Source organism: Bacillus sp. F56 (genome assembly GCF_001748205.1).
Lineage (GTDB): Bacteria > Bacillota > Bacilli > Bacillales > Bacillaceae > Bacillus > Bacillus stercoris.
The window spans coordinates 498,181-518,977 of record NZ_BDFC01000006.1; the positions used below are offsets into that span (position 1 = coordinate 498,181).

The 20,797-nt window shown below is 42.2% G+C and carries 20 protein-coding genes; 4 read left to right on the forward strand and 16 right to left on the reverse strand.

Annotated features, from left to right (window positions below):
- The first annotated feature begins 40 nt into the window (after positions 1–40).
- Positions 41–397, forward strand: coding sequence for a protein YmzB (gene ymzB / locus BFW96_RS10945; RefSeq protein WP_014664051.1), 357 nt, complete (start codon positions 41–43; stop codon positions 395–397).
- A gap of 137 nt (positions 398–534) precedes the next feature.
- Here ymzB and BFW96_RS10950 read toward each other — a convergent pair whose 3' ends face one another.
- Entirely contained in the window at positions 535–1,149 is a 615-nt protein-coding gene (locus tag BFW96_RS10950; RefSeq protein WP_069839424.1) for a TetR/AcrR family transcriptional regulator, read from the reverse strand.
- Positions 1,150–1,269: 120 nt separating this feature from the next.
- Here BFW96_RS10950 and BFW96_RS10955 point away from each other — a divergent pair, with 120 nt between their 5' ends.
- From BFW96_RS10955 to BFW96_RS10970, 3 genes are all read left to right on the forward strand, one after another.
- Positions 1,270–1,827: a hypothetical protein gene (locus tag BFW96_RS10955; RefSeq protein ID WP_069839425.1), complete on the forward strand. Its 558-nt coding sequence runs from the start codon at positions 1,270–1,272 to the stop codon at positions 1,825–1,827.
- 154 nt (positions 1,828–1,981) lie between these two features.
- Positions 1,982–2,437: a regulatory YrvL family protein gene (locus BFW96_RS10965; protein ID WP_083252863.1), complete on the forward strand. Its 456-nt coding sequence runs from the start codon at positions 1,982–1,984 to the stop codon at positions 2,435–2,437.
- A 581-nt stretch (positions 2,438–3,018) separates the two neighbouring features.
- Positions 3,019–3,144 (forward strand): YjcZ family sporulation protein, encoded by a 126-nt coding sequence (locus BFW96_RS10970; RefSeq protein WP_014664033.1) that lies wholly within the window; start codon positions 3,019–3,021, stop codon positions 3,142–3,144.
- A gap of 321 nt (positions 3,145–3,465) precedes the next feature.
- Here BFW96_RS10970 and BFW96_RS22150 read toward each other — a convergent pair whose 3' ends face one another.
- From BFW96_RS22150 to recA, 15 genes are all read right to left on the reverse strand, one after another.
- Complete coding sequence (locus tag BFW96_RS22150) at positions 3,466–3,642, reverse strand: hypothetical protein (RefSeq protein WP_483294922.1); 177 nt, start codon at positions 3,640–3,642, stop codon at positions 3,466–3,468.
- Between the two features lie 118 nt (positions 3,643–3,760).
- A complete protein-coding gene (locus BFW96_RS21880) occupies positions 3,761–3,958 on the reverse strand; it encodes a BA5345 family protein (protein ID WP_069839427.1) in 198 nt (65 codons plus the stop codon).
- Between the two features lie 517 nt (positions 3,959–4,475).
- Positions 4,476–4,787, reverse strand: coding sequence for a hypothetical protein (locus BFW96_RS10980; protein ID WP_083252864.1), 312 nt, complete (start codon positions 4,785–4,787; stop codon positions 4,476–4,478).
- Between the two features lie 413 nt (positions 4,788–5,200).
- Complete coding sequence (gene mutL / locus BFW96_RS10985; protein WP_069839428.1) at positions 5,201–7,084, reverse strand: DNA mismatch repair endonuclease MutL; 1,884 nt, start codon at positions 7,082–7,084, stop codon at positions 5,201–5,203.
- 15 nt (positions 7,085–7,099) lie between these two features.
- On the reverse strand, positions 7,100–9,676 hold the full coding sequence (gene mutS / locus BFW96_RS10990) for a DNA mismatch repair protein MutS (RefSeq protein ID WP_069839429.1): 2,577 nt from the start codon (positions 9,674–9,676) through the stop codon (positions 7,100–7,102).
- Between the two features lie 132 nt (positions 9,677–9,808).
- On the reverse strand, positions 9,809–10,354 hold the full coding sequence (cotE, locus tag BFW96_RS10995) for an outer spore coat protein CotE (protein ID WP_003221022.1): 546 nt from the start codon (positions 10,352–10,354) through the stop codon (positions 9,809–9,811).
- Positions 10,355–10,615: 261 nt separating this feature from the next.
- A complete protein-coding gene (gene ricA / locus BFW96_RS11000) occupies positions 10,616–11,047 on the reverse strand; it encodes a regulatory iron-sulfur-containing complex subunit RicA (RefSeq protein WP_014664027.1) in 432 nt (143 codons plus the stop codon).
- A 1-nt stretch (position 11,048) separates the two neighbouring features.
- Positions 11,049–12,578 (reverse strand): tRNA (N6-isopentenyl adenosine(37)-C2)-methylthiotransferase MiaB, encoded by a 1,530-nt coding sequence (gene miaB, locus BFW96_RS11005; RefSeq protein ID WP_069839430.1) that lies wholly within the window; start codon positions 12,576–12,578, stop codon positions 11,049–11,051.
- A 144-nt stretch (positions 12,579–12,722) separates the two neighbouring features.
- The gene (locus BFW96_RS11010; protein WP_069149616.1) at positions 12,723–13,901 is read right to left on the reverse strand and encodes a glycine C-acetyltransferase; all 1,179 of its coding nucleotides are present in this window, start codon (positions 13,899–13,901) and stop codon (positions 12,723–12,725) included.
- A 13-nt stretch (positions 13,902–13,914) separates the two neighbouring features.
- Complete coding sequence (gene tdh, locus BFW96_RS11015; RefSeq protein ID WP_069839431.1) at positions 13,915–14,958, reverse strand: L-threonine 3-dehydrogenase; 1,044 nt, start codon at positions 14,956–14,958, stop codon at positions 13,915–13,917.
- 265 nt (positions 14,959–15,223) lie between these two features.
- Complete coding sequence (spoVS, locus tag BFW96_RS11020; RefSeq protein ID WP_003154135.1) at positions 15,224–15,484, reverse strand: stage V sporulation protein SpoVS; 261 nt, start codon at positions 15,482–15,484, stop codon at positions 15,224–15,226.
- A gap of 198 nt (positions 15,485–15,682) precedes the next feature.
- Positions 15,683–16,477: a 2',3'-cyclic-nucleotide 2'-phosphodiesterase gene (ymdB, locus tag BFW96_RS11025; protein WP_040083141.1), complete on the reverse strand. Its 795-nt coding sequence runs from the start codon at positions 16,475–16,477 to the stop codon at positions 15,683–15,685.
- Positions 16,478–16,546: 69 nt separating this feature from the next.
- Entirely contained in the window at positions 16,547–18,109 is a 1,563-nt protein-coding gene (rny, locus tag BFW96_RS11030; RefSeq protein ID WP_003221010.1) for a ribonuclease Y, read from the reverse strand.
- Between the two features lie 276 nt (positions 18,110–18,385).
- Positions 18,386–19,561 (reverse strand): serine hydrolase domain-containing protein, encoded by a 1,176-nt coding sequence (locus BFW96_RS11035; protein WP_069839432.1) that lies wholly within the window; start codon positions 19,559–19,561, stop codon positions 18,386–18,388.
- Positions 19,562–19,728: 167 nt separating this feature from the next.
- Positions 19,729–20,775, reverse strand: coding sequence for a recombinase RecA (gene recA / locus BFW96_RS11040; RefSeq protein ID WP_003245789.1), 1,047 nt, complete (start codon positions 20,773–20,775; stop codon positions 19,729–19,731).
- Positions 20,776–20,797 lie beyond the last annotated feature (22 nt).

The following is a 20,797-nucleotide window of genomic DNA, read 5'->3' on the forward strand; positions in this document are numbered from 1 at the left end:
ATTGGGAATAGTATCGTGTAGATCAAAAGGAGGAATATTGATGGCACACACGAATACACAGCTTTCCCAATGGCTGGAATCAAAAGTCGGCCAGACACTTGATATTAGAAAAGGTGAATTGACCCATGATGAAGAGATATCAGACTTGGATCAGATTGTTCTCCACCTTCAAAAAGTGGCTATACGAAGCACGAGTCACCCTGATGACTATGTAGCGAAAGAAGAGCTCGTTTTAGAAGGTGAAGGAACAACCTTCACTGAGGACGGAAACGTGCCGCTTCCGCAAAATGCCTATGAGATTCCTTTATTAGGTGATATTCATATTCATCAAGAAAACGAAGGATTGAAGGTCGTAACAGATCGTGCAGTATATACAATTGATATCCAGCACAGCTGATTCTCACTTTCATCGAAATAATGCAGCTTAGCGCCTTAGAGCATTCGCTCAAAGGCGCTGCTTTACATCAAGCTATCCAGTAACGCTTAGGATAAATAGATGGCACTTTATTGAACCGTTTTTGCACAGCATTATCATTATTCCTTCTCTTCTTTCTCACGTGTATCTTCCACGCAAATTGACTCTACATGTTGCATAATGACCCGCTTGATTCTGTCTTTATTCACTCGTACAGGGTCAAGCATCGCATGTAAAGCCAAGCCGTCAACAAGCGCATAAAGCCTCTCAGCTTCAATGTTTTTATCAGCATTCTGCTTCAGTAAACCGGATTCATCTAAATAGGCAATCAGATTCCGCATGCCGCTGAAAATCCCGTCATGATTCGCATCAAACATATCCTTTTTATGTCTGGCATAAGCAGTAAAAGCAAACCAAACCTCCATCTCTCTTATCGTTTCTTCATTCGTTGGGACAATTTCAAGCAAAATGTGCAACACTTTTTCCTTAGGGAGTAAATCCTTCATGGCAATGTCCTTAATTCGAGCCGTCACCTTTTCTTGAACAAGTTTCATTGCAAAAGCAAGCAGTTCATCCTGTGTAGTGAAATAATGGCGCAGCGCACCTAATGACAATCCTGCTTCCTTTGCAATGTTCCTGGCTGATGCTCCCTCCATCCCCCGTTCTAAAATAACGCGCCACGTCGCTTCTGCAATTTGTTTTCTTCTTTTCTCATGGTCAATTTGTTTTGGCATAGCTTTATTGTAACAAGAAAAAAATGAGAGAGCAATTTTTATAATACAGTTGTGTTACAAAAACAAAGGTGGTAACATATTATTTAAATAATACAACTGTATTGAAAAGAGGGGAATGGATTGAACGGTATCGCATGGATGATTGTTTTCTGTGAAATTGCGTTTTGGGTTGTCATTGTTTTGGGGCTTGCTGTACGCTACCTATTCAAACGACATACATTAGGACTGCTATTCCTTGCCTTAACTCCAGTTATCGATTTGATCTTATTAGCGGCAACTGGTGTGGACCTTTACCGCGGAGCCTCAGCGACCGCAGCACATGGAATTGCAGCTGTTTACATCGGTATATCGATCGCTTATGGGAAACAAATGATTCAATGGGCAGATGAGAAATTTCAATATTATGTGACAAAAAAAGGCGCAAAACCTCTGAAACGTTTTGGAATGGATCATGCCAAGCACGGTGCGAAAGGCTGGCTAAGACATGTGCTGGCCTACTTAATTGGTGCGGGACTATTGGCAGGGATGATTTATTTTATCAAAGACTCTGCCCGAACCGAGGCATTGAGCGGCATTCTTAAACTGTGGACTGTCATTATAGGCATTGACTTTCTCATTACAGCCAGCTATTTTATTTGGCCAAAAAAAGAGAAAACTTCGGCGAATCTCAGAAATTAACATGGTGAAAAAGGCCTTTCCCCAGCGGAAAGGGCCTTTTTTGGTTTTGTTAAAATATGTTATACTACTTTCGTCAGAAACAGACTTATAGATATTTTGGGTTCATTTAAGGATAAAGGTTTGTATGAGTAAGCAGGTGAAGGGAGTGTCATCCTTGTGCCAAAAAGAACAGAACAAGCACTCTAAGGATTTTAACCTGAAATCAAAATTAATCGGAATTGTATCTGTCATTTTTATTGTGGCTATTGCACTTGCAGTCATCTTCGGCGGCTTTTTCTTCGGGATGAAAGGATTATTCTCCATACTTGGCATCACATACGCTTCCAATCAAACATTAGCTTTATTTATTTTAGCCTGCTTTGCTGTAGGCGTAATCATAGACCCACTCACAAAGATAATCTCTATCATTTTGGAAAAATCACTTTCTTTGAAAAAGACTGCACTTTTTGCTTTTATACTGTATTTTATCAGCAATCTTATAACGATCTGTTTTGCAGATTACTTTATGCAGTCTATTTATATTCCAGATGTCTTGCTTGTTGTGATATCAGCTTTGATGGCTTTCATTGAACTTGCTTTTGATAACCAGCCAAATAGAGAAGCCGCTTAAAAATGCCGATGGCAGATATGGAGAATTCATAACACCTTATATTTGGACATCACCAGTTATATAAACGAAAAAAACTCCCTGTTCACACGAACAGGGAGCAAACACAATGTAGTATTTTAAATTCTGCATTCTAGAATGATTCTTACATTCGGATCATCAAGTTCATCCAAAAAGATAATGATCTTCGGACCACATGCCATGTGTTTCCACCCCCCTCACCCAAAATATACATTATTTTAAATTACCTGTAAATGTAAATTTTGTTATGTAGATGGATATATCCGCGAAGTATGATGGATCACACGTTTACAACCGTTTCCTAATATGACACTCCAATGGATACATAAAAAGCATTGATATCGCAAAACTTCATCAGGGATTGATGTAGAGATGTATTTTAATAAGGTTGGTTCAATCGCAACTGCTGCGGATGAATGTGAGGTACAACTGTTAATAGTCTGCTGAAATCCACTGGTCCACCTTTAGACAAAATATTCATTTCTTCTTTTTTAGACTTAAAACTATGTCGAAAGTTATTGTTTCGCATACCTTATTCTATCTCGACTAAAGGAGGTGACATCATGGGATTCTACGGTGGATATTCTGGTGGATACTCTGGCGGCGGATATTCAGGCGGAAGCAGCTTCGTATTGATCGTAGTGTTGTTCATCTTGTTGATCATTGTTGGTGCTTCATTCCTTTACTAATCTAAGATCTAAGAGTATCCAAAGTCTTTTTGACTCACCTCCCTGTACGGCAGACGCCATAAGAAGTTTTTATGGCGTTTTGCCATGTGATTGCCGAAACATGCCGACAAAGTTTCTAAACGAGGAAAATATTCACTCTAAACTGCCACCGCACTAAAGCCGTTAACACCGCCAATAGTCTATCTTAAGATTTACCGGAAGCAGTTTACAGAGAATATAAAAAAACACCTTCATTAACATTACGCGAGTAATACTTTTGGTTGGCGATAGAAGGTAATAAAATAATGTAAATGCAATTTTCCAGTATGAAGCAATGTACTCTCATAAGTAATTGGGTAATTTAGTTGAAAGCAAATTTACTAATAAAGATATAAATAACGAGCATAGAGCTCCTAAACTATGAGTTGTCGATAATAAATGTGAAAACCGCGTCGCAATATAGTTACGTTTGTTTTCGTCAGTAATTTTCAATAATTCATTTTGCCATTTGAATTCCAACTTGTAGTATTGTTTAGCCTTGTATTTTCTATACGCACTTCGTTTGTTGAAATAATACCACTTTCCCCTGGTCTAAGAGACAGTTCTTTACCATTTATATACTCCCTCTCCGAGAAACCTAACAACCAATCATAACAAAATAAATTTGATAGATGAGATAGCCAATTACCGCTGCACTAAAAATAAAGCTAATACTTTTCACTGGATCATTAACGGGTACGCCTTTAGAAAATATAACAAATAGCCATAAACTCATCAGTAAAAAAACCCATCCTGGTATACCCCATCTGATCAGATATTTAGTTTCAAAATTCATGTCATCTCTCCTCCACCTAATTATCAGTAAAAGGAAAGGATAAAGAAGGCGTAACTTACTTTCCTTAATCACGAAATTACTTTCACGATTGAAAATTTAGTACATAGTTCTATTAGTAGCAAAAATTTAAAGCGCCCCCGCTCATTAGCAGTGCCGCTCCTCAATTTATTAGGGAAATCATTCCTAATGAGAAGATGGAAAAATTCAAAAACTTCTTTAGGGCCGTGATGGACGAAGATGATCCCTCTGCAATTGAAAAGTTAGACGATGAATTAATTAATAGACGAAGATAATTGGTTTATTGTTGATGACAAGCAAAAAAGAGTAGGAATTTCATTGCCAGGTATTTACGAGGATGACAACGAAATAAATTGGAGATGGAGAAAAAAAGCAAATATTGATTATATAAAGCCCACCTTATGAGACGGGCTTTCATTAGTTCTTGTTGGTTATACTGTTTTACAGTTGTTGGTTTTGGGCTGTAATAAGATGGTCAGGGCTATACCTGATGCCAGAGTTAAAAAATAGCCACATAGCATAAAATAGGGACGATTTCGTTTTTAAGAAAATAAAGCCCAAAGAGAATAACGGCTGTACCGATAGTGAAATAAATCGGCTTTTTACTTTTCAAAATCAAACGGCTTGATTGAGAAAACTTTTTGTAGATTAAAGGCAAGCCGGTATAAACCCCTATGAAAAATGTAAATAAAATAGACCAAAGGAAACCGATTGGCGAGAAATAGCTCTCGGAAAATATTCCGTCGAAAGCCCAATTGCTCAACACAACGAAGCCAAATAGATAAACAAATGCCAATATGATCTTGACCATGATATCCCTCCCCTACAATCCAATATACACGTGATATAAGGTTGTTTAAATGGGTAAAACCATTCATTTACTTTTCAATCTTCCCGCTCCTTCAAAGCCTAATACTTTAATCAATAGCACCATTCGTTACTTTCGTCTCATTTACCAATATTATACATCTGGATAAATGGGATGATTGGATGTTTTTTATATACTCCAAACGCTCCTCTTCCGTCATAATCCATGTAATGACTTCCCTATGCTGACGTAAGTCTTTATTTTCTACAGTCAAGATGACTTCAAATGTTTAAATTCATATCACTGAAAAAACACAATAAAAAAAGCATTGATCAATTCCGAAGAATATCTCAATGCTTGAAAAATGTATGGACAAAATACGGGCAAAAGGTCTTTTCCCCTTCACCACCCCCCCGCTACATCACGCGTTTGAACATCTTTTCCATCTCATAAGTGGAATGGTGTATGATGATCGGGCGGCCGTGCGGGCATGTAAATGGGTCTGATGTGCTTCGGAGGTCGTCCAGAAGCGCTTTGATTTCGTCGTTTCTGAGGTGGCGATTTGCTTTGATGGAGCCTTTGCAGCTCATCATAATCGCGGCTTCCTCACGGAGTTTTTTAATATCAATATTTTTGGAGTCGAGCACCTGCTGAATGATTTCTTCTATCAGCTCGGCTTCTTCTCCCTTTGGAAACCAGGCCGGGTGGCAGCGGACGATGTAACTGTTAGAGCCGAATGACTCTAAAAAGACACCAACACTTTCGAGCTCTTGTTTGTGCTGTTCGATAATCAAAGCCTCGTTTGTGGAGTAGTGGAACGTCAGTGGTACAATCATATCCTGGACCTCAGGCTCAACCTCCCCCACCTTTTCACGGAAGTACTCGTATTTAATACGTTCTTGGGCGGCGTGCTGGTCGATAATATACAGGCCATTTTCATTTTGTGCCAATATATAAGTCCCGTGCATCTGGCCGATCGGGTACATAATCGGAACCCGCTCAGACGTTGCCTGCGGCTGTTCCTCATGGCATTCCTGCTCATATGTTTCAGTCTGTTCTTCTGAGACATCGGACACCTCAAGGGTTTGTTCCTGATCAACGATAGGTGGAGCATCAAATTGGAGAGGAGGCAATTCTTCCTCCGCATCCACCGGCTCTTTCACGACTGAGCTGAGTTTCATTGGTGAATAAGATGGCGCAGTCGATTTTTCCGGAACTTTTTTTTCCGCAGGTTTTTCATCAAAGGTTATAAACTGCTGCTCATTTTTGATGGCAGGCGCTGATTTTTTCGGGAGCTGGGCACTCGGAATCAGCTGCTGCTGTTTAAATACATCTTTAATTCCGTCACGTATTAAGTCATGAAGCTCTGTTTCCTTGCTGAGCCGGACCTCAAGCTTCGATGGATGTACGTTGACATCGACTAAAATCGGGTCCATCGTAATTTCTATAAAGGTAATGGGATGGCGTCCGATCGGCAAAAGCGTATGATATCCTTCATGAACCGCTTTGACGAGCGGGAAATTTTTAATGTAACGGCCATTGACCACAGACGACATATAGTTTCTCGACGCCCGTGTAATTTCTGGGAGAGCGATATATCCCTTCACTTCAAAATCCAAAGAGCTTACATGCAGCGGAAGCATTTTTTTGGCGACAGCAGTGCCATAAATCGCTGCCAGGACATGGCGTACATCTCCGTTTCCATTCGTTTGAAGCAGGTTTTTCCCATGATGGCGCAGACGGATCGATACCTCTGGATGTGCCAGAGCAATACGGTTAACCACGTCTGTAATGTTTCCAAGCTCTGTATGAACGGTTTTCATATATTTCAAACGGGCCGGTGTGTTAAAAAACAAGTTCGAAACGACAATTTCAGTTCCCTTCCTGCTTGAGGACCGCGATTCGGAAATGATGTTTCCTCCTTGAAGGACGAGCTTCGTCCCAGCTCCTTCACCAGTGCTTGTCGTAATCTCCAGATGAGAGACTGACGCGATACTCGGCAGGGCTTCTCCCCTAAAACCAAGCGTTCTTACCCTGAATAAATCATTTTCATCTTTTATTTTACTTGTTGCATGGCGGCGGAAAGCACGCTTGCAATCTTCATTCTCCATTCCTTCGCCGTTATCCAAAACCCGAATGGATGCAAGTCCTGCTTCCTCAATATCGATTTCAATGACTGTGCTGTCAGCGTCGATCGCATTTTCCACCAATTCCTTGACGACTGAGGCGGGCCGTTCCACAACCTCGCCCGCCGCTATTTTATTTGAAAGCTCATCTGACAGCTGGATGACTTTTGCCACATTCATCACCCCGTTTTAATGTAATTTCTTTTGCAGCTTGTACATTTCATTCATTGCTTCAAGCGGTGTCATATCAAGTATATTAAGTGATTTGAAGGCATCGAGCACCTGCTTTTCTTTTTTTGAAAGCTTTGGTGTTTCAGCCGGCTTTTCCGCTGCGTCAAAAAAGGACAGCTGTGCCGGTTCTTCTTTCACCTGGGGTTTCTGCACGGGCACCTCTGGTTTGTTTCCTGACTGCTCCAGCTCTTTTAAAATATCTTGAGCGCGCGCAATGAGATCTTCAGGCAGCTCAGCAAGCTGAGCTACATGGATACCATAGCTTTTATCAGCAGCACCTTCTTTAATTTGATGAAGAAAGACAACCGTTCCGTTATATTCTTCAGCGCGAACATGAACGTTTTTCAGCTGAGGCAACTTGTCCTCCAGAACGGTCAGCTCGTGATAGTGTGTGCTGAACAGCGTCTTGGCGCCGATATGATCGTGAACATATTCAATAATCGCCTGTGCCAGCGCCATGCCGTCATAAGTGGACGTTCCCCGCCCAATTTCATCAAACAGAATGAGGCTGTTTTTCGTCGCATTGACAATCGCATTTTTCGCTTCAAGCATTTCTACCATAAATGTACTTTGTCCGGAAATCAAATCATCTGCAGCGCCGATTCGCGTAAAAATTTGATCAAAAATCGGAAGCACCGCTTTTTTCGCGGGTACAAAGCAGCCGATTTGCGCCATAATGGAAATGAGCGCGATTTGTCTCATATACGTGCTTTTCCCTGACATGTTTGGACCTGTAATGAGAAGCATTTGTCTGTTATCGCCCATCATACAGTTGTTCGGGACATATTCCTGGCTGTCCATGACTTTTTCAACAACCGGGTGTCTGCCTTCAATCACTTCGACTTCATCTTTAGAGAACTCCGGCTTCGTGTAGTGACGATTTTCACTGATTGTCGCAAAGCATTGCAGTGCGTCCAGCTCGCTCATCTGTTTTGCAAGCTGCTGAAGCCGCGGAATATACTGCTTCACTTTCTCGCGCAGCTCGGTAAACAGCTCGTACTCCAGCTCACAGATGTTATTTTCCGCTTCTAAAATGAGCGCTTCTTTTTCTTTTAATTCTGGTGTAATGTAGCGCTCTGCATTCGTTAACGTCTGCTTCCGCTCATAACGCCCTTCCTCAAGCAAATGCAAATTCGCTCTTGTCACTTCAATGTAATAACCGAAAACTTTATTAAAGCCGACCTTTAAAGAGCGAATGCCTGTGTATTCCCGCTCCTGCTGTTCCAGGCGGGCAATCCAGTCTTTTCCGTTTCTGCTTGCATCACGGTATTCATCAAGCTTTTGATTGTAACCGTCTTTTATCAGGTTCCCTTCTTTTAACGATAAAGGAGGGTTTTCGTACAGCGCTTCTTCCAGCAGTTTAAGTACATCTCCGCAAGGGTCAATACGCTCTGCACGTTCCTTGGCCTTGTCATGAGCAAGTGAAGCAACCAGCTGTTTGATGCCAGGCACTTGCTTTAACGATTCCTTCAGCTGAATCAAATCCCGGGCATTGACATTTCCGAATGCCACGCGGCCGGCAAGGCGTTCTAAGTCATATACTTCTTTTAACCGTTCACGCAGATCTTCCCGTTCAAAGAAATGGGACATCAATGTTTCCACCATTTCTTGACGCTCTTCGATTTGATTGACTCTGATAAGCGGCCGGTCAATCCACTGTTTAAGAAGCCGGCCTCCCATTGCCGTTTTTGTTTCATCCAGCAGCCACAAAAGGGAGCCTTTTTTATTTTTCGAACGGATCGTTTCAGTCAGCTCCAGATTACGCTTTGAGTACAAGTCAATTTTCATCGCTTCCTCAAGCTCGTACACCTGCACAGGCTGAAGATGATCAAGGCTGCGCTTTTGGGTTCTTTTCAGATACGCATATAAGCGCATAAACGTTTTTGTTACATCTTCATTATTTAAGTGCTCAATGATCGTGACGTGTTCGTCTATTTCTCCGTCTTCAATTGAAATCGTTGCACCGCACCGCTCTTTCAGCTGTGCGACTGTATCGGCACCCAGGCTTCCTGAAACCACGATTTCACGTGCGCCGACGGAATAAATTTCTGATATGACGTCTTCAAGCCGTTCAATCAAAACAGCCAAATTTTCTCCCGTTGTTAAATCGGAAAGCGCAAGCCCGTATCCATTCGAGCAGGCTGAAACAGATGCGATAAAGTTATTTTCCGATTCATGGATGCCTTTGCCGTCCATTACAGTTCCGGGCGTAATAAGCTGAACCACTTCTCTTTTTACAACACCCTTTGCGGCCTTCGGATCTTCCGTCTGTTCACAGATCGCCACTTTGTATCCTTTTTTAATAAGCTGTTCAATATACGCGGAAGCAGAATGATACGGCACACCGCACATCGGTATTTTTTCTGCCCCACCGCCGTCTCTGCTCGTTAACGTAATTTCCAGCTCTTGTGACGCTTTTTTAGCGTCCTCAAAAAACATTTCGTAAAAATCACCCAGTCGAAAAAATAAAAAGGCATCCTGGTGCTCTGCCTTAATTTTTAAATATTGCTGTATCATAGGCGTATATCCGGCCATTGTTTAATCCCTCACTATGTATCAACGTATCTATTTTCCAACCTTCATTATAACATAAACAAAAAGTGATAAAAGAATGATATATCAATATAAAAAAGAGACTTGGGGGTACTGTCTCCCCTAGTCCCTTTTTTATTCTTCAGGATCTCCCACTAAAAATTCCGGGTTGATGTCTTCAAGCTCTTCATCAAGCTCATCTTCCCAATCTTCCTCGTCTTCCTCTTCCCAATCAGGATTGACCTCAACAACTACCTTTGTTTCTCCTACCACTTCCGCCAAAAATTCTCTTTCTGCCTGCACAACGATTTTATTTCCATTTGGCGAAATAGTCACTTCAAGGCAGTTTGGCTGCTGAAGCACTTTGGCAATTACTTCATGCTCATCATCTAAGTAATTATTGTCTCTGTATCTGAGTTTAATGACATCTACGTATTTTACCCGTTCTGTGACAACCTCTGTCTTTGTGTTGTCCGCGTATGAGTACCATACGTTTATATCATAATACCCTTCAATTTCTACCGTTTTTCCAATTTTTTCAGCGTCGTACTTGTGGTTAATAATCCAACCACCCAAAATGCTGCTAGGTTTTTTCTCAGGGGAGATAGTGTTGGTGCATTGGGTGAATTTTCGGCCTTTCGCTACTACTGCCTTCGTGATAATTTCCCTGTATTCAGACATTCCGGCATGCCTCCTTGTTCTTCTTCGTGTTATCTTATGCTGGGCATTTGTCTAGTGTGCATTTTTATAAATAAAATATAAAAATACAAAGTTTCTGTTCCATTGTATGCAGGTGTGCCTAGAAACTTTACTTATAAGTACGATAAAGTTTACTCGCGGCTGAGCACAGAAAAACCAATTGAACATTTAGTACATAGATAATTTAGTTCATTTATAACCAAATAAATGATAAAAAAACACGGGCCTGTAAAGGCACCGTGTTTAGAGAGAACAGCTATTATTTGAATGCTTCACCTTTGAACCGGTTTCCCCTTTCAGCAGGTCGCCTCCGGTTGACGTGATGATTTCATTTGTGACTTGGTTGGAAATGGTGTGTGCAACGAGCTGCAGTAGGTCATTTACCTCCATCTGCGAGTCTCTGAATTCTTGGATAACAGGAATCCCTTCAAGCTCTTCTTGCAGCGCGTCAATTTTTGCTTCTACTTGTTTGAGCGCTTCATGCTTTTCATAATGCTTCAGATTGACAGCCTGCTTTTGCAAGGCTTTAATCTGATTAACGATTGCAGACACTTTGTCATTCTCATTGATTTGCGCTTCAGCTCGTTTGAAAAAATCAACCTCTTCTGTTTCAGAGATCATTTTTGCAAGGTTCCGTGCCTGCTGCACAATGTCTTTTTTTGAGTAGAGCGTCATCTTATTTCACCTCGATTGCTTCTCCTACCATTTCTCCATCAAGCGACCATGTTTTCGCTTGCTGGATTTTCACGCGGACGATTTTGCCTATGGCTTCCTTCGGCCCTTTGAAATTGACAAGCTTGCTTTTTTCAGTATAGCCGGCAAGAATATCAGGGTTATTTTTGCTTTCACCCTCAACTAATACTTCGACAACCTTGCCTTCGTATTCCTTCATTTTTTTAGCAGAAATTTCATTCACCAGTGCGTTTAGACGCTGCAGACGCTCTTTTTTCACACGCATCGGTACATTATCTTTCATCTTAGCAGCCGGAGTGCCCTCACGCGGAGAGTAAATGAACGTATAGGCGCTGTCAAACTCCACCTCACGATATAGAGAAAGCGTTTCTTCAAACTGCTCGTCCGTTTCGTTCGGAAATCCGACGATAATGTCCGTTGTCAAAGAAGCGTTCGGCATTGCTTCTTTAATTTTTCGAACCAGCTCCATGTAACGCTCTCTGTCATATTTGCGGGCCATCAGCTTCAGAACTTCTGAGCTTCCTGATTGAACCGGAAGATGAATGTGATCAAGCAGATTTCCGCCTTTCGCCAGCACTTCAATGAGGCGATCGTCAAAGTCGCGCGGATGACTTGTTGTAAAGCGGATTCTCGGGATATCGATTTTTCTCAGTTCATCCATCAAATCACCAAGTCCGTACGTCATATCTTCAAAGTCTTTTCCATACGCGTTTACGTTTTGGCCTAACAGTGTAATTTCCTTATAGCCTTCACTCGCAAGCCTTCTCACTTCCTGAATGATTTCCTCAGGGCGGCGGCTTCTTTCTTTTCCGCGTGTGTAAGGCACAATGCAATACGTACAGAATTTGTCACAGCCGTACATAATATTGACCCAGCCCTTAATTTTTCCGTTCCGGACTTTCGGAAGGTTTTCAATAACGTCCCCTTCCTTGGACCAAACTTCTATGACCATTTCTTTTGAAAGGTATGCTTCTGACAAAAGCTCCGGCAGGCGATGAATGTTATGGGTTCCGAAAATCATATCGACAAACGGATGTTTTTTCAAAATCCGGTTCACGACTGATTCCTCTTGAGACATACAGCCGCACACGCCTAAAATCAGATCGGGGTTGTTTTTTTTCAGTGCTTTTAAGTGCCCAAGCTCACCAAACACCTTGTTTTCGGCATTTTCACGGATCGCGCATGTGTTTAACAAAATGACATTGGCATCGTCAACAGAGTTTGTCGCTTCGTAACCGAGCGCCATAAAGATCCCTGCCATAACCTCTGTATCGTGTTCATTCATTTGGCAGCCGTACGTACGGATATAAAACTTTCTTCCGTCTCCCAAGCCTTTAAATTGTTCAGAAATTTTAAAGTCATTATGATAAGTAACGGCTTCCTTGCCTCGTTTTTTCGCGTCTTTTAAGGAAGGCGGAATGTAAACAGCTTCAAAGTACTTGCTGTAATCCTTCTCGGATTTTTTGTCCGATGGATTTACTTGTCCGCTCTCTAATTTTTGTTTTTCATTCATATCATATTTTCTCCTTTCAAACCAAACTTCCACCCTTCAGTATAAAGGTTATTGAAGCTCTGCACAACTGGCAACCTATCATTGTACACTCATTGAGAATAATAATCAATAAGGAATCAAAAGAGGAAGAGCAAACTCTTCCTCCTACAATAGCTGGAGCTCCTTTGCCGTCTTTTCGATGACATCAAGCGCCTGATCCAGTTCATCTTTGGTATGCTCAGCTGTTATAATCGTGCGAATTCTGGCTTTACCCTTTGCTACAGTCGGGAAAACGATGCTTTGGGCAAAAACGCCTCGAGAAAGGAGCTGATCAGAAAATTGCTTTGCCACACCTTCATCACCTATTAAAATAGGAAGAATCGGCGTTTCACTCTTCGTGAGAGTCAGGCCCATTTTTACAAGCATTGCTTTAAAATAAGCGGTATTCTCCCACAAGCGCTCCATATGCTCCGGCTCTTCCAGCAAGACATCGATCGCTTCCATACAAGCGGCAGTGACAGCAGGCGGATGGGATGTACTGAATAAAAACGGACGGCCTTTATGGCGCAAATAATCGATCAGCACCTTTGAACCTGCAGCATAGCCGCCAAGCACTCCGATTGCCTTGCTTAGTGTTCCGACCTGAATATGAACTCTGCCATCAAGACCGAAGTGATTTACCGTTCCCCTGCCGTTTTCGCCAAGCACTCCGGATGCATGGGCGTCATCCACCATCACAAATGCGTCATATTTCTCAGCAAGCTCTACAATATCAGGCAAAGGAGCTATGTTGCCATCCATAGAAAACACGCCGTCTGTCACAATCAGACGCATCCGATAATTCATTGACTTTCTCAGCACCCGCTCTAAATCACTCATATCGACGTGCTGATACACCTTTTTATCCGCCTTTGTCAGTCGAATTCCGTCAATAATAGAGGCATGGTTCAGCTCATCTGAGATGACAATATCCTCTTTTGTAAGAATACTTGAAAGTACGCCTTGGTTCGTTGTGAAGCCTGATTGGAATACAAGTGCTGCCTCCGTTTTTTTAAAGGCTGCCAGCTTTTTCTCAAGTTCTTGATGCATGGTAAATGTGCCGGCAATCGTTCTCACTGATCCGGTGCCGGCTCCATACTGCTGTACGGCCTCCTGTGCGGCGTTGATGAGTCTAGGATGTGAAGTAAATCCGAGGTAATTATTAGAAGAAAGCTGAATGACTTTTTGATGATTGACTGTGACAGATGGGCCTTGCATAGATTCAAGCTGTTTTATGTCTTGCCATGTATGGTTTTCTTTCATTCTATCAAGCTCTGCTTTTAAAAACTCAAATTCCTTCGTCATGTTTATCCCCCTTTTATGGAATTAAAATTACTTTTCCGCACTGGCCGCTTCTCATCAGTTCGAACCCTTTTTCAAACTCCTCTAACGGAAACTGATGGGTAATAACAGGTGATAGATCTAGCACGTTTGAACTGATCAGTTGAGACACCTGGCGCCAGGTTGAAAACATTTTTCTTCCTGTGATTCCTTGGATCGTAAGCCCTTTAAATACCACTTTATTTGTTAAATCAATTGTCACCGGATGTTCCGGCAAGCTCAGAATATGAAACCTTCCGCCATTCGCAGCCATCGCAAGACCTTGGGCAATCGCTGAGGGATGGCCGGACATCTCACAAACAAGATCTGCGCCTTCTCCACTGGTTAAAGCGCTTACAATTTTGAGCGGATCTTCTTTTTCAATAGAAACAGTACAAGTCGCTCCCATTTGTTTGGCAAGCCTCAGCCTGTATTCATTCTTATCGATTGCTATCACCTGAGAAGCTCCTGCTGCTTTTGCAACCGCAACAGCCATAAGACCAATCGGCCCGCATCCAATCACTGCTGTCGTTCCTCCTGCAGGCTGGCTCTCGAGTACGGTATGAACTGCATTTCCTAAAGGCTCTTGAATAGAAGCAATCGACGGGTCCATATCAGCAGGATTTCTCCAGATGTTATCAGCGGGAACTTTTACATATTCCGCAAAACAGCCTGCCGTGTCCACTCCGATAATCGCAGTATTGGTACAAACATGAGATTTTCCTGTTACACAAGGGACACATTCACCGCAGACAATGTGTGTTTCCGCCGACACATACTCTCCTACTTTTACACCGCTGACATTCTCTCCCACAGCTTCAACAATTCCGCTGAACTCATGGCCGAAAACATAGGGTGTTTTGATTCTCTGACGTGCCCATTGATCCCAATTATAAATGTGCACATCCGTGCCGCATATGGAAGCAGCTTTCACTTTTATGAGGACTTCATGTTTATCAATCTCAGGAATAGGAACTTCAGTCAGCACAGCACCGAACGCCCCGTCCTTTTTCATTAGAGCTTTCATCTTTCCACTCTGCATGTACAATCCTCCTTGAAAAATTCTTGTTACATTCGGATTGTACCATGATATGGAATAAGCGTAAACAGCACTGTCTTTTCCAGAAGGACAAAAGTATCTGTCTTGAAAAATGGGCGGAATTTTTTTTTTGAAACGTTTTAGCTCATTTCTGATTTTGCATATCCGCCCATTATATGCCAAAAATACTATCGGGAGAAAATATCACAATAAATGAAAAACAACCTGTTTGCATTACGCAAACAGGTTGAGAATACTTTATTTGTTTTTAGCGAGGTTCCACGATTAATTTAATCGCTGTTCTTTCTTCCCCATCGATTTGAATATCTGTAAAAGCCGGAATACAAATCAAATCTACGCCGCTAGGCGCCACAAATCCCCTGGCAATCGCCACAGCTTTTACAGCCTGGTTTAATGCACCAGCTCCGATCGCTTGAATCTCGGCGGCTCCTCGCTCTCTCAACACGCCTGCAAGCGCACCTGCCACTGAATTTGGACTCGATTTTGCTGAAACTTTTAAGATTTCCATTTCTGCTCCCCCTTAGTTTTACAATGGATAAGTGAGTGTTCATTAGAACAATCATTATTAGATGTTGCTATCCAAAAAGCCATCCCCACAATGCTTTTCAAAAATAGCGGGCTACCTTCCATTTTTACTATATTCACTAAGGAGTTGCTATATTCCTGCTTTTCTTTTTAATATTTTTATAAAATAACCTATGTTCAATTATTCAAAGAACATGTGATCATCATTGATTAAAACACGCTCGATTTTCACGGCTTTTTTCGTTTGATCATCTATGTCAATGACAACTCCGCTGAGCGTTGTTTTCCCTTCAGCTACAGTAAACCGGACTGGAAGGTTCGTTTTGAATCGTTTAATAATCGTCTCTCTGTCCATTCCCAGTATACCGTCATATGGGCCAGTCATTCCTACATCAGTAATATATGCCGTTCCCTTCGGCAAAATGCGGTTATCCGCTGTTTGCACGTGTGTATGAGTTCCTACAACAGCTGATGCCCGTCCATCCGTGTACCAGCCAAGCGCGAGCTTTTCACTTGTCGCTTCGGCATGAAAGTCGATAAAAATGTACGGTGTTCTTTTCGCAGCTTCAGCAATCAATTCATCCGCTTTTAAAAACGGGTCATCAAGCGGCGGTAAAAACGTACGTCCCTGCAAATTAATAACCGCAAGTTCTTTGCCGTTTGCTTTCACATATGTGATCCCTTTCCCCGGTGTTCCTTCAGGAAAGTTTGCCGGGCGAACCAAATTCGGAACGTCATCTATAAAATCAAAAATTTCTTTTTTGTCCCATGTGTGGTTCCCCATTGTGATTGCATCTGCGCCGGACTGGATTAAGCTGTGATAAATTTTTTCCGTCAAGCCTTTTCCATGTGCGGCGTTTTCACCATTAATAATGGTAAAGTGAGGCTTATATTTTGTTTTTAACTTTGGTACATATTCTTTGACCATGTCACGGCCCGGTGAACCGACAACATCTCCGATAAATAAAATTCTCATTTTGTAAATCCTTTCTTCTTGAAAATTCCTTAGCCGTCAAAAAAATAAAGTGATGCTTAGCGCATCACTTTATTTTGCATACTCTACGGCACGAGTTTCTCTGATTACAGTCACCTTAATATGACCTGGATAATCGAGCTCGTCCTCAATTCGCTTGCGGATATCTCGCGCTAGTCGATGAGCTTCAAGATCATTTATTGAATCCGGCTTCACCATAATGCGCACTTCGCGTCCAGCCTGAATGGCAAATGATTTTTCAACACCTTCGTAGGACTCAGAAATTTCTTCGAGTTTTTCAAGTCTTCGAATATAATTCTCGAGCGTCTCACTTCTCGCGCCAGGCCTTGCAGCGGAAAGCGCATCTGCTGCAGCGACCAGCACAGCGATAATGGAAGTCGGCTCCTCATCCCCGTGGTGTGATGCAATACTGTTAATCACGACTGGGTGCTCTTTATATTTGGTCGCAAGCTCTACCCCGATTTCAACGTGGCTTCCTTCTACTTCATGGTCAATTGCTTTCCCGATGTCGTGAAGAAGACCCGCACGTTTGGCAAGCTTTGCGTCTTCACCAAGCTCCGATGCCATTAGACCGGCCAAGAATGCGACTTCCATGGAATGCTTAAGCACATTTTGACCATAGCTTGTACGGAACTTTAAGCGGCCGAGGATCTTGATGAGATCTGGGTGGAGGCCGTGAACACCAACCTCAAATGTTGTCTGTTCACCCATCTCACGAATATAGTCATCGACCTCGCGACGAGATTTTTCAACCATTTCTTCAATCCGTGCCGGATGAATTCGGCCATCCTGAACGAGTTTATCAAGAGCAATTCTGGCTGTCTCACGTCTGATCGGATCAAATCCGGAAAGAATGACAGCTTCAGGTGTATCATCAATAATCAGGTCAATTCCTGTCAGCGTTTCAAGCGTACGAATGTTACGCCCTTCCCGTCCGATGATACGTCCTTTCATCTCATCATTTGGAAGATTGACAACTGATACCGTTGTTTCGGCAACGTGGTCCGCTGCGCAGCGCTGTAAGGCGAGTGAAAGAATGTTTTTCGCTTTCTTATCTGCCTCTTCTTTCGCACGGTTTTCAGTTTCTTTTGTCATGATGGCGATGTCATGTGAAAGCTCGTTTTCAACCCGCTCAAGAATGATTTGTTTTGCTTCATCACGAGTCAGACTCGAAATTCGTTCCAACTCTGACTGCTGCATACGAATCATCTCATCCACTTTGCTTTCCATCTCTTCAATATGTTGTTGTCGTTCATTCAGAGAATGATCTTTCTTCTCCAACATCGCTTCCCGTTTATCAATTCCCTCATGTTTGCGATCAAGGTTTTCCTCCTTTTGGAGTAAACGGTTTTCTTGTTTTTGAAGCTCATTTCGTCTTTCACGAACTTCCTGTTCAGCATCTATTCGAAGTTTGTGGATTTCATCCTTTGCTTCAAGCAGAGCTTCTTTTTTCAGTGCTTCAGCATCACGCTTTGCATCTTCAAGAATTTGCTCGGCTGCACCGCGTGCGCCTGCAATTTTCGCTTCGGCAATGGTTTTACGAACAAAGTAGCCAACAACTAAACCGAGTAGAATCAGCAAAATGGAGATGAGAACCATCATAATTGGGGTCATACTTTCACCTCCTCTTGCTATAAACTTGGTTGTTGCTTAAATAAGTGTCGGCATGTACATTGTCTAGTTTTCTCAACATACAGAACCTTCACAGGGAATGAGTATGTTCATCGCCCTTGTCAAGTTTAAATGGTTTAACAATCATGTTAAAAAAACAAATGTTACAACTTCATTGTAAATGTGTCGGAAATACTTGTCAAGCTTGCCATCTTAACGTTTGCAGACCCGACGTCTTTTCCCGTGCCGAATGCAATTTATCCAAAAGAAGATCACGGATCATTCTTGATTCAGAAGCTGATATATTTTATTGTTCACTTGGCCCAATTTAGCGTTATTTTGAATGTTAGAGAACAAAATAACAATGGTTTGCCCAGATTTACTAAAGCTGTTCAAGATATTGAAGCCCGGCATAACGCCATGGTTTGAATAGCTTCCGGGATCAACATAAAATCCCATGCCGTATGTGGAGCTGCTCCCTGGCGTAAACATCTTTTCATAGCTTTTTTGTGAATACAGTTTTCCGTCTACCAGCGCTTGGTCAAATTTATACATATCTATAGCGCTCATATAAATATCGCCGGCTCCATACAGCTGAGATAGATCAGGTATATACGGTGTAACCGTTTTGCTGCCCTTCATCTTATACCCGACGGCAGGATAAGGTTCTTTTTCATATGTTTTGTAAAAGCCTGCATGCGTCATTCCCGCCGGTTTAAAAATATGATTCTTTATGTACTGTTCATACGGCTCACCGCTTACTTCAGCAATGATATAAGCGAGAACAGAATAGTTGGAATCCTTGTAGTCCCATACGCCCGGCTGACGTTTGATTCCCTGAAGTTCTATGTCTTTTATTAAATCGTCCGGGGTAATGGCGCCGTTTCCTTCAATATGTCCGTTTATCCCCGATGTATGTGTAAGCAGATTCTTCAAAGTAATCGTTTGTCCGTTAGGAAAATGAGGTAAATATGTACTTACCGGATCACTTGTCTGAAGTTTCCCCTTTTCCTCAAGCTGCAAAATAGCGGTTGCAATCAGCGCTTTTTGTGACGAACCGACGTAAAAAGACGTCAATGGATTATTTTGAATGTGATGTTCACGGTCTGCATAGCCAAAACCTTTATTTGTTACGATTTCTCCATTTCTGACAATCATAGCGGTTCCGCTGAAACCGATCTCTTTTAAATAATTGCTGATGTTTTGATTTCGGTCTACTGTTTTGATTTGTTCCTCTGATTTTTTGGCAGTTTTCTTTTTAACCTCTTTTTTCTGATCGGTATTTGAAACCGCTGCAGTTTCTTGAGATGGCTCGTTTTCTTCACTATTTCGATGAAGCGCATTCCAAATCGTAATGCAAACCATCACTGCTAAAAGACCAAGCAAAAGTTTTCCTCTTTTATTTAGTTTTCTCCGTCTGCGTTTCGCAGTTCTTCTGCGGGTTGGGCTCGTCATTCATTTTTTCCTCCCGAAATAAATTCCATTTTGCACACGTTTTGTTAGACGAATAAAGCCCTAAAAAAGTTGTCAAGAAAAGCAATATTTTTATCATTTTTTTGCAAAATACAAAAAAGCTGAGTTTTTCACTCAGCCTTTTGTATCATTTGAAATTTATTTTATTTTTATTCTTCAAATTCGAGTTCTTCTTGTGTCTCTTCAGCTTGCTGCTGCACTACTCCGTTATTATCCAAGCCGTAATGTTCGCGAATCTGCTCCTGGATCATCAGCATGATATCTTTATTTTCTTTCAGGAATTGTTTTGCATTTTCACGGCCTTGGCCAAGACGCTCTTCTTCATAAGAGTACCATGAACCGCTTTTTTGCACGATATCAAGTTCAGTTCCTAGATCAATGATTTCTCCTTCTTTTGAAATGCCTTCTCCGTACATAATGTCAACCTCGGCTGTACGGAACGGCGGAGCCACCTTGTTTTTCACGACTTTGATTTTCGTTTTGTTCCCCATTACGTCATTGCCTTGTTTCAGCTGTTCAGCACGGCGCACTTCTAGACGCACGGAAGAATAAAATTTCAGTGCACGGCCGCCAGGAGTTGTTTCCGGGTTCCCGAACATAACGCCGACTTTTTCACGAATTTGGTTAATGAAAATCGCGATTGTCTTCGATTTGTTAATGGCCCCTGAAAGCTTACGAAGCGCTTGAGACATTAAGCGTGCTTGTAGACCGACATGCGAATCTCCCATGTCGCCTTCAATTTCCGCTTTTGGAACGAGAGCAGCTACAGAGTCGACAACAACAATGTCAACTGCCCCGCTTCGAACCAATGCTTCCGCAATTTCAAGCGCCTGCTCGCCTGTGTCAGGCTGAGACAGTAAAAGCTCTTCGATGTTAACACCAAGCTTTTGCGCGTATACCGGATCTAACGCATGCTCCGCATCGATAAACGCGGCTTGTCCGCCCTGCTGCTGTACTTCAGCAATTGCATGAAGCGCCACAGTTGTTTTACCTGAGCTTTCAGGACCGTATACTTCAATAATTCGTCCGCGCGGATATCCGCCAATTCCCAATGCCGTATCAAGTGCGAGGGAGCCGCTTGGGACAGTAGAAATTCTTGTATCTGTCTTTTCTCCCAGTTTCATAATGGAACCTTTGCCGAACTGTTTTTCTATTTGTTTAAGAGCCATATCTAAGGCTGCCTGACGATCACTCATTCTATTTTTTCCTCCTTTATGT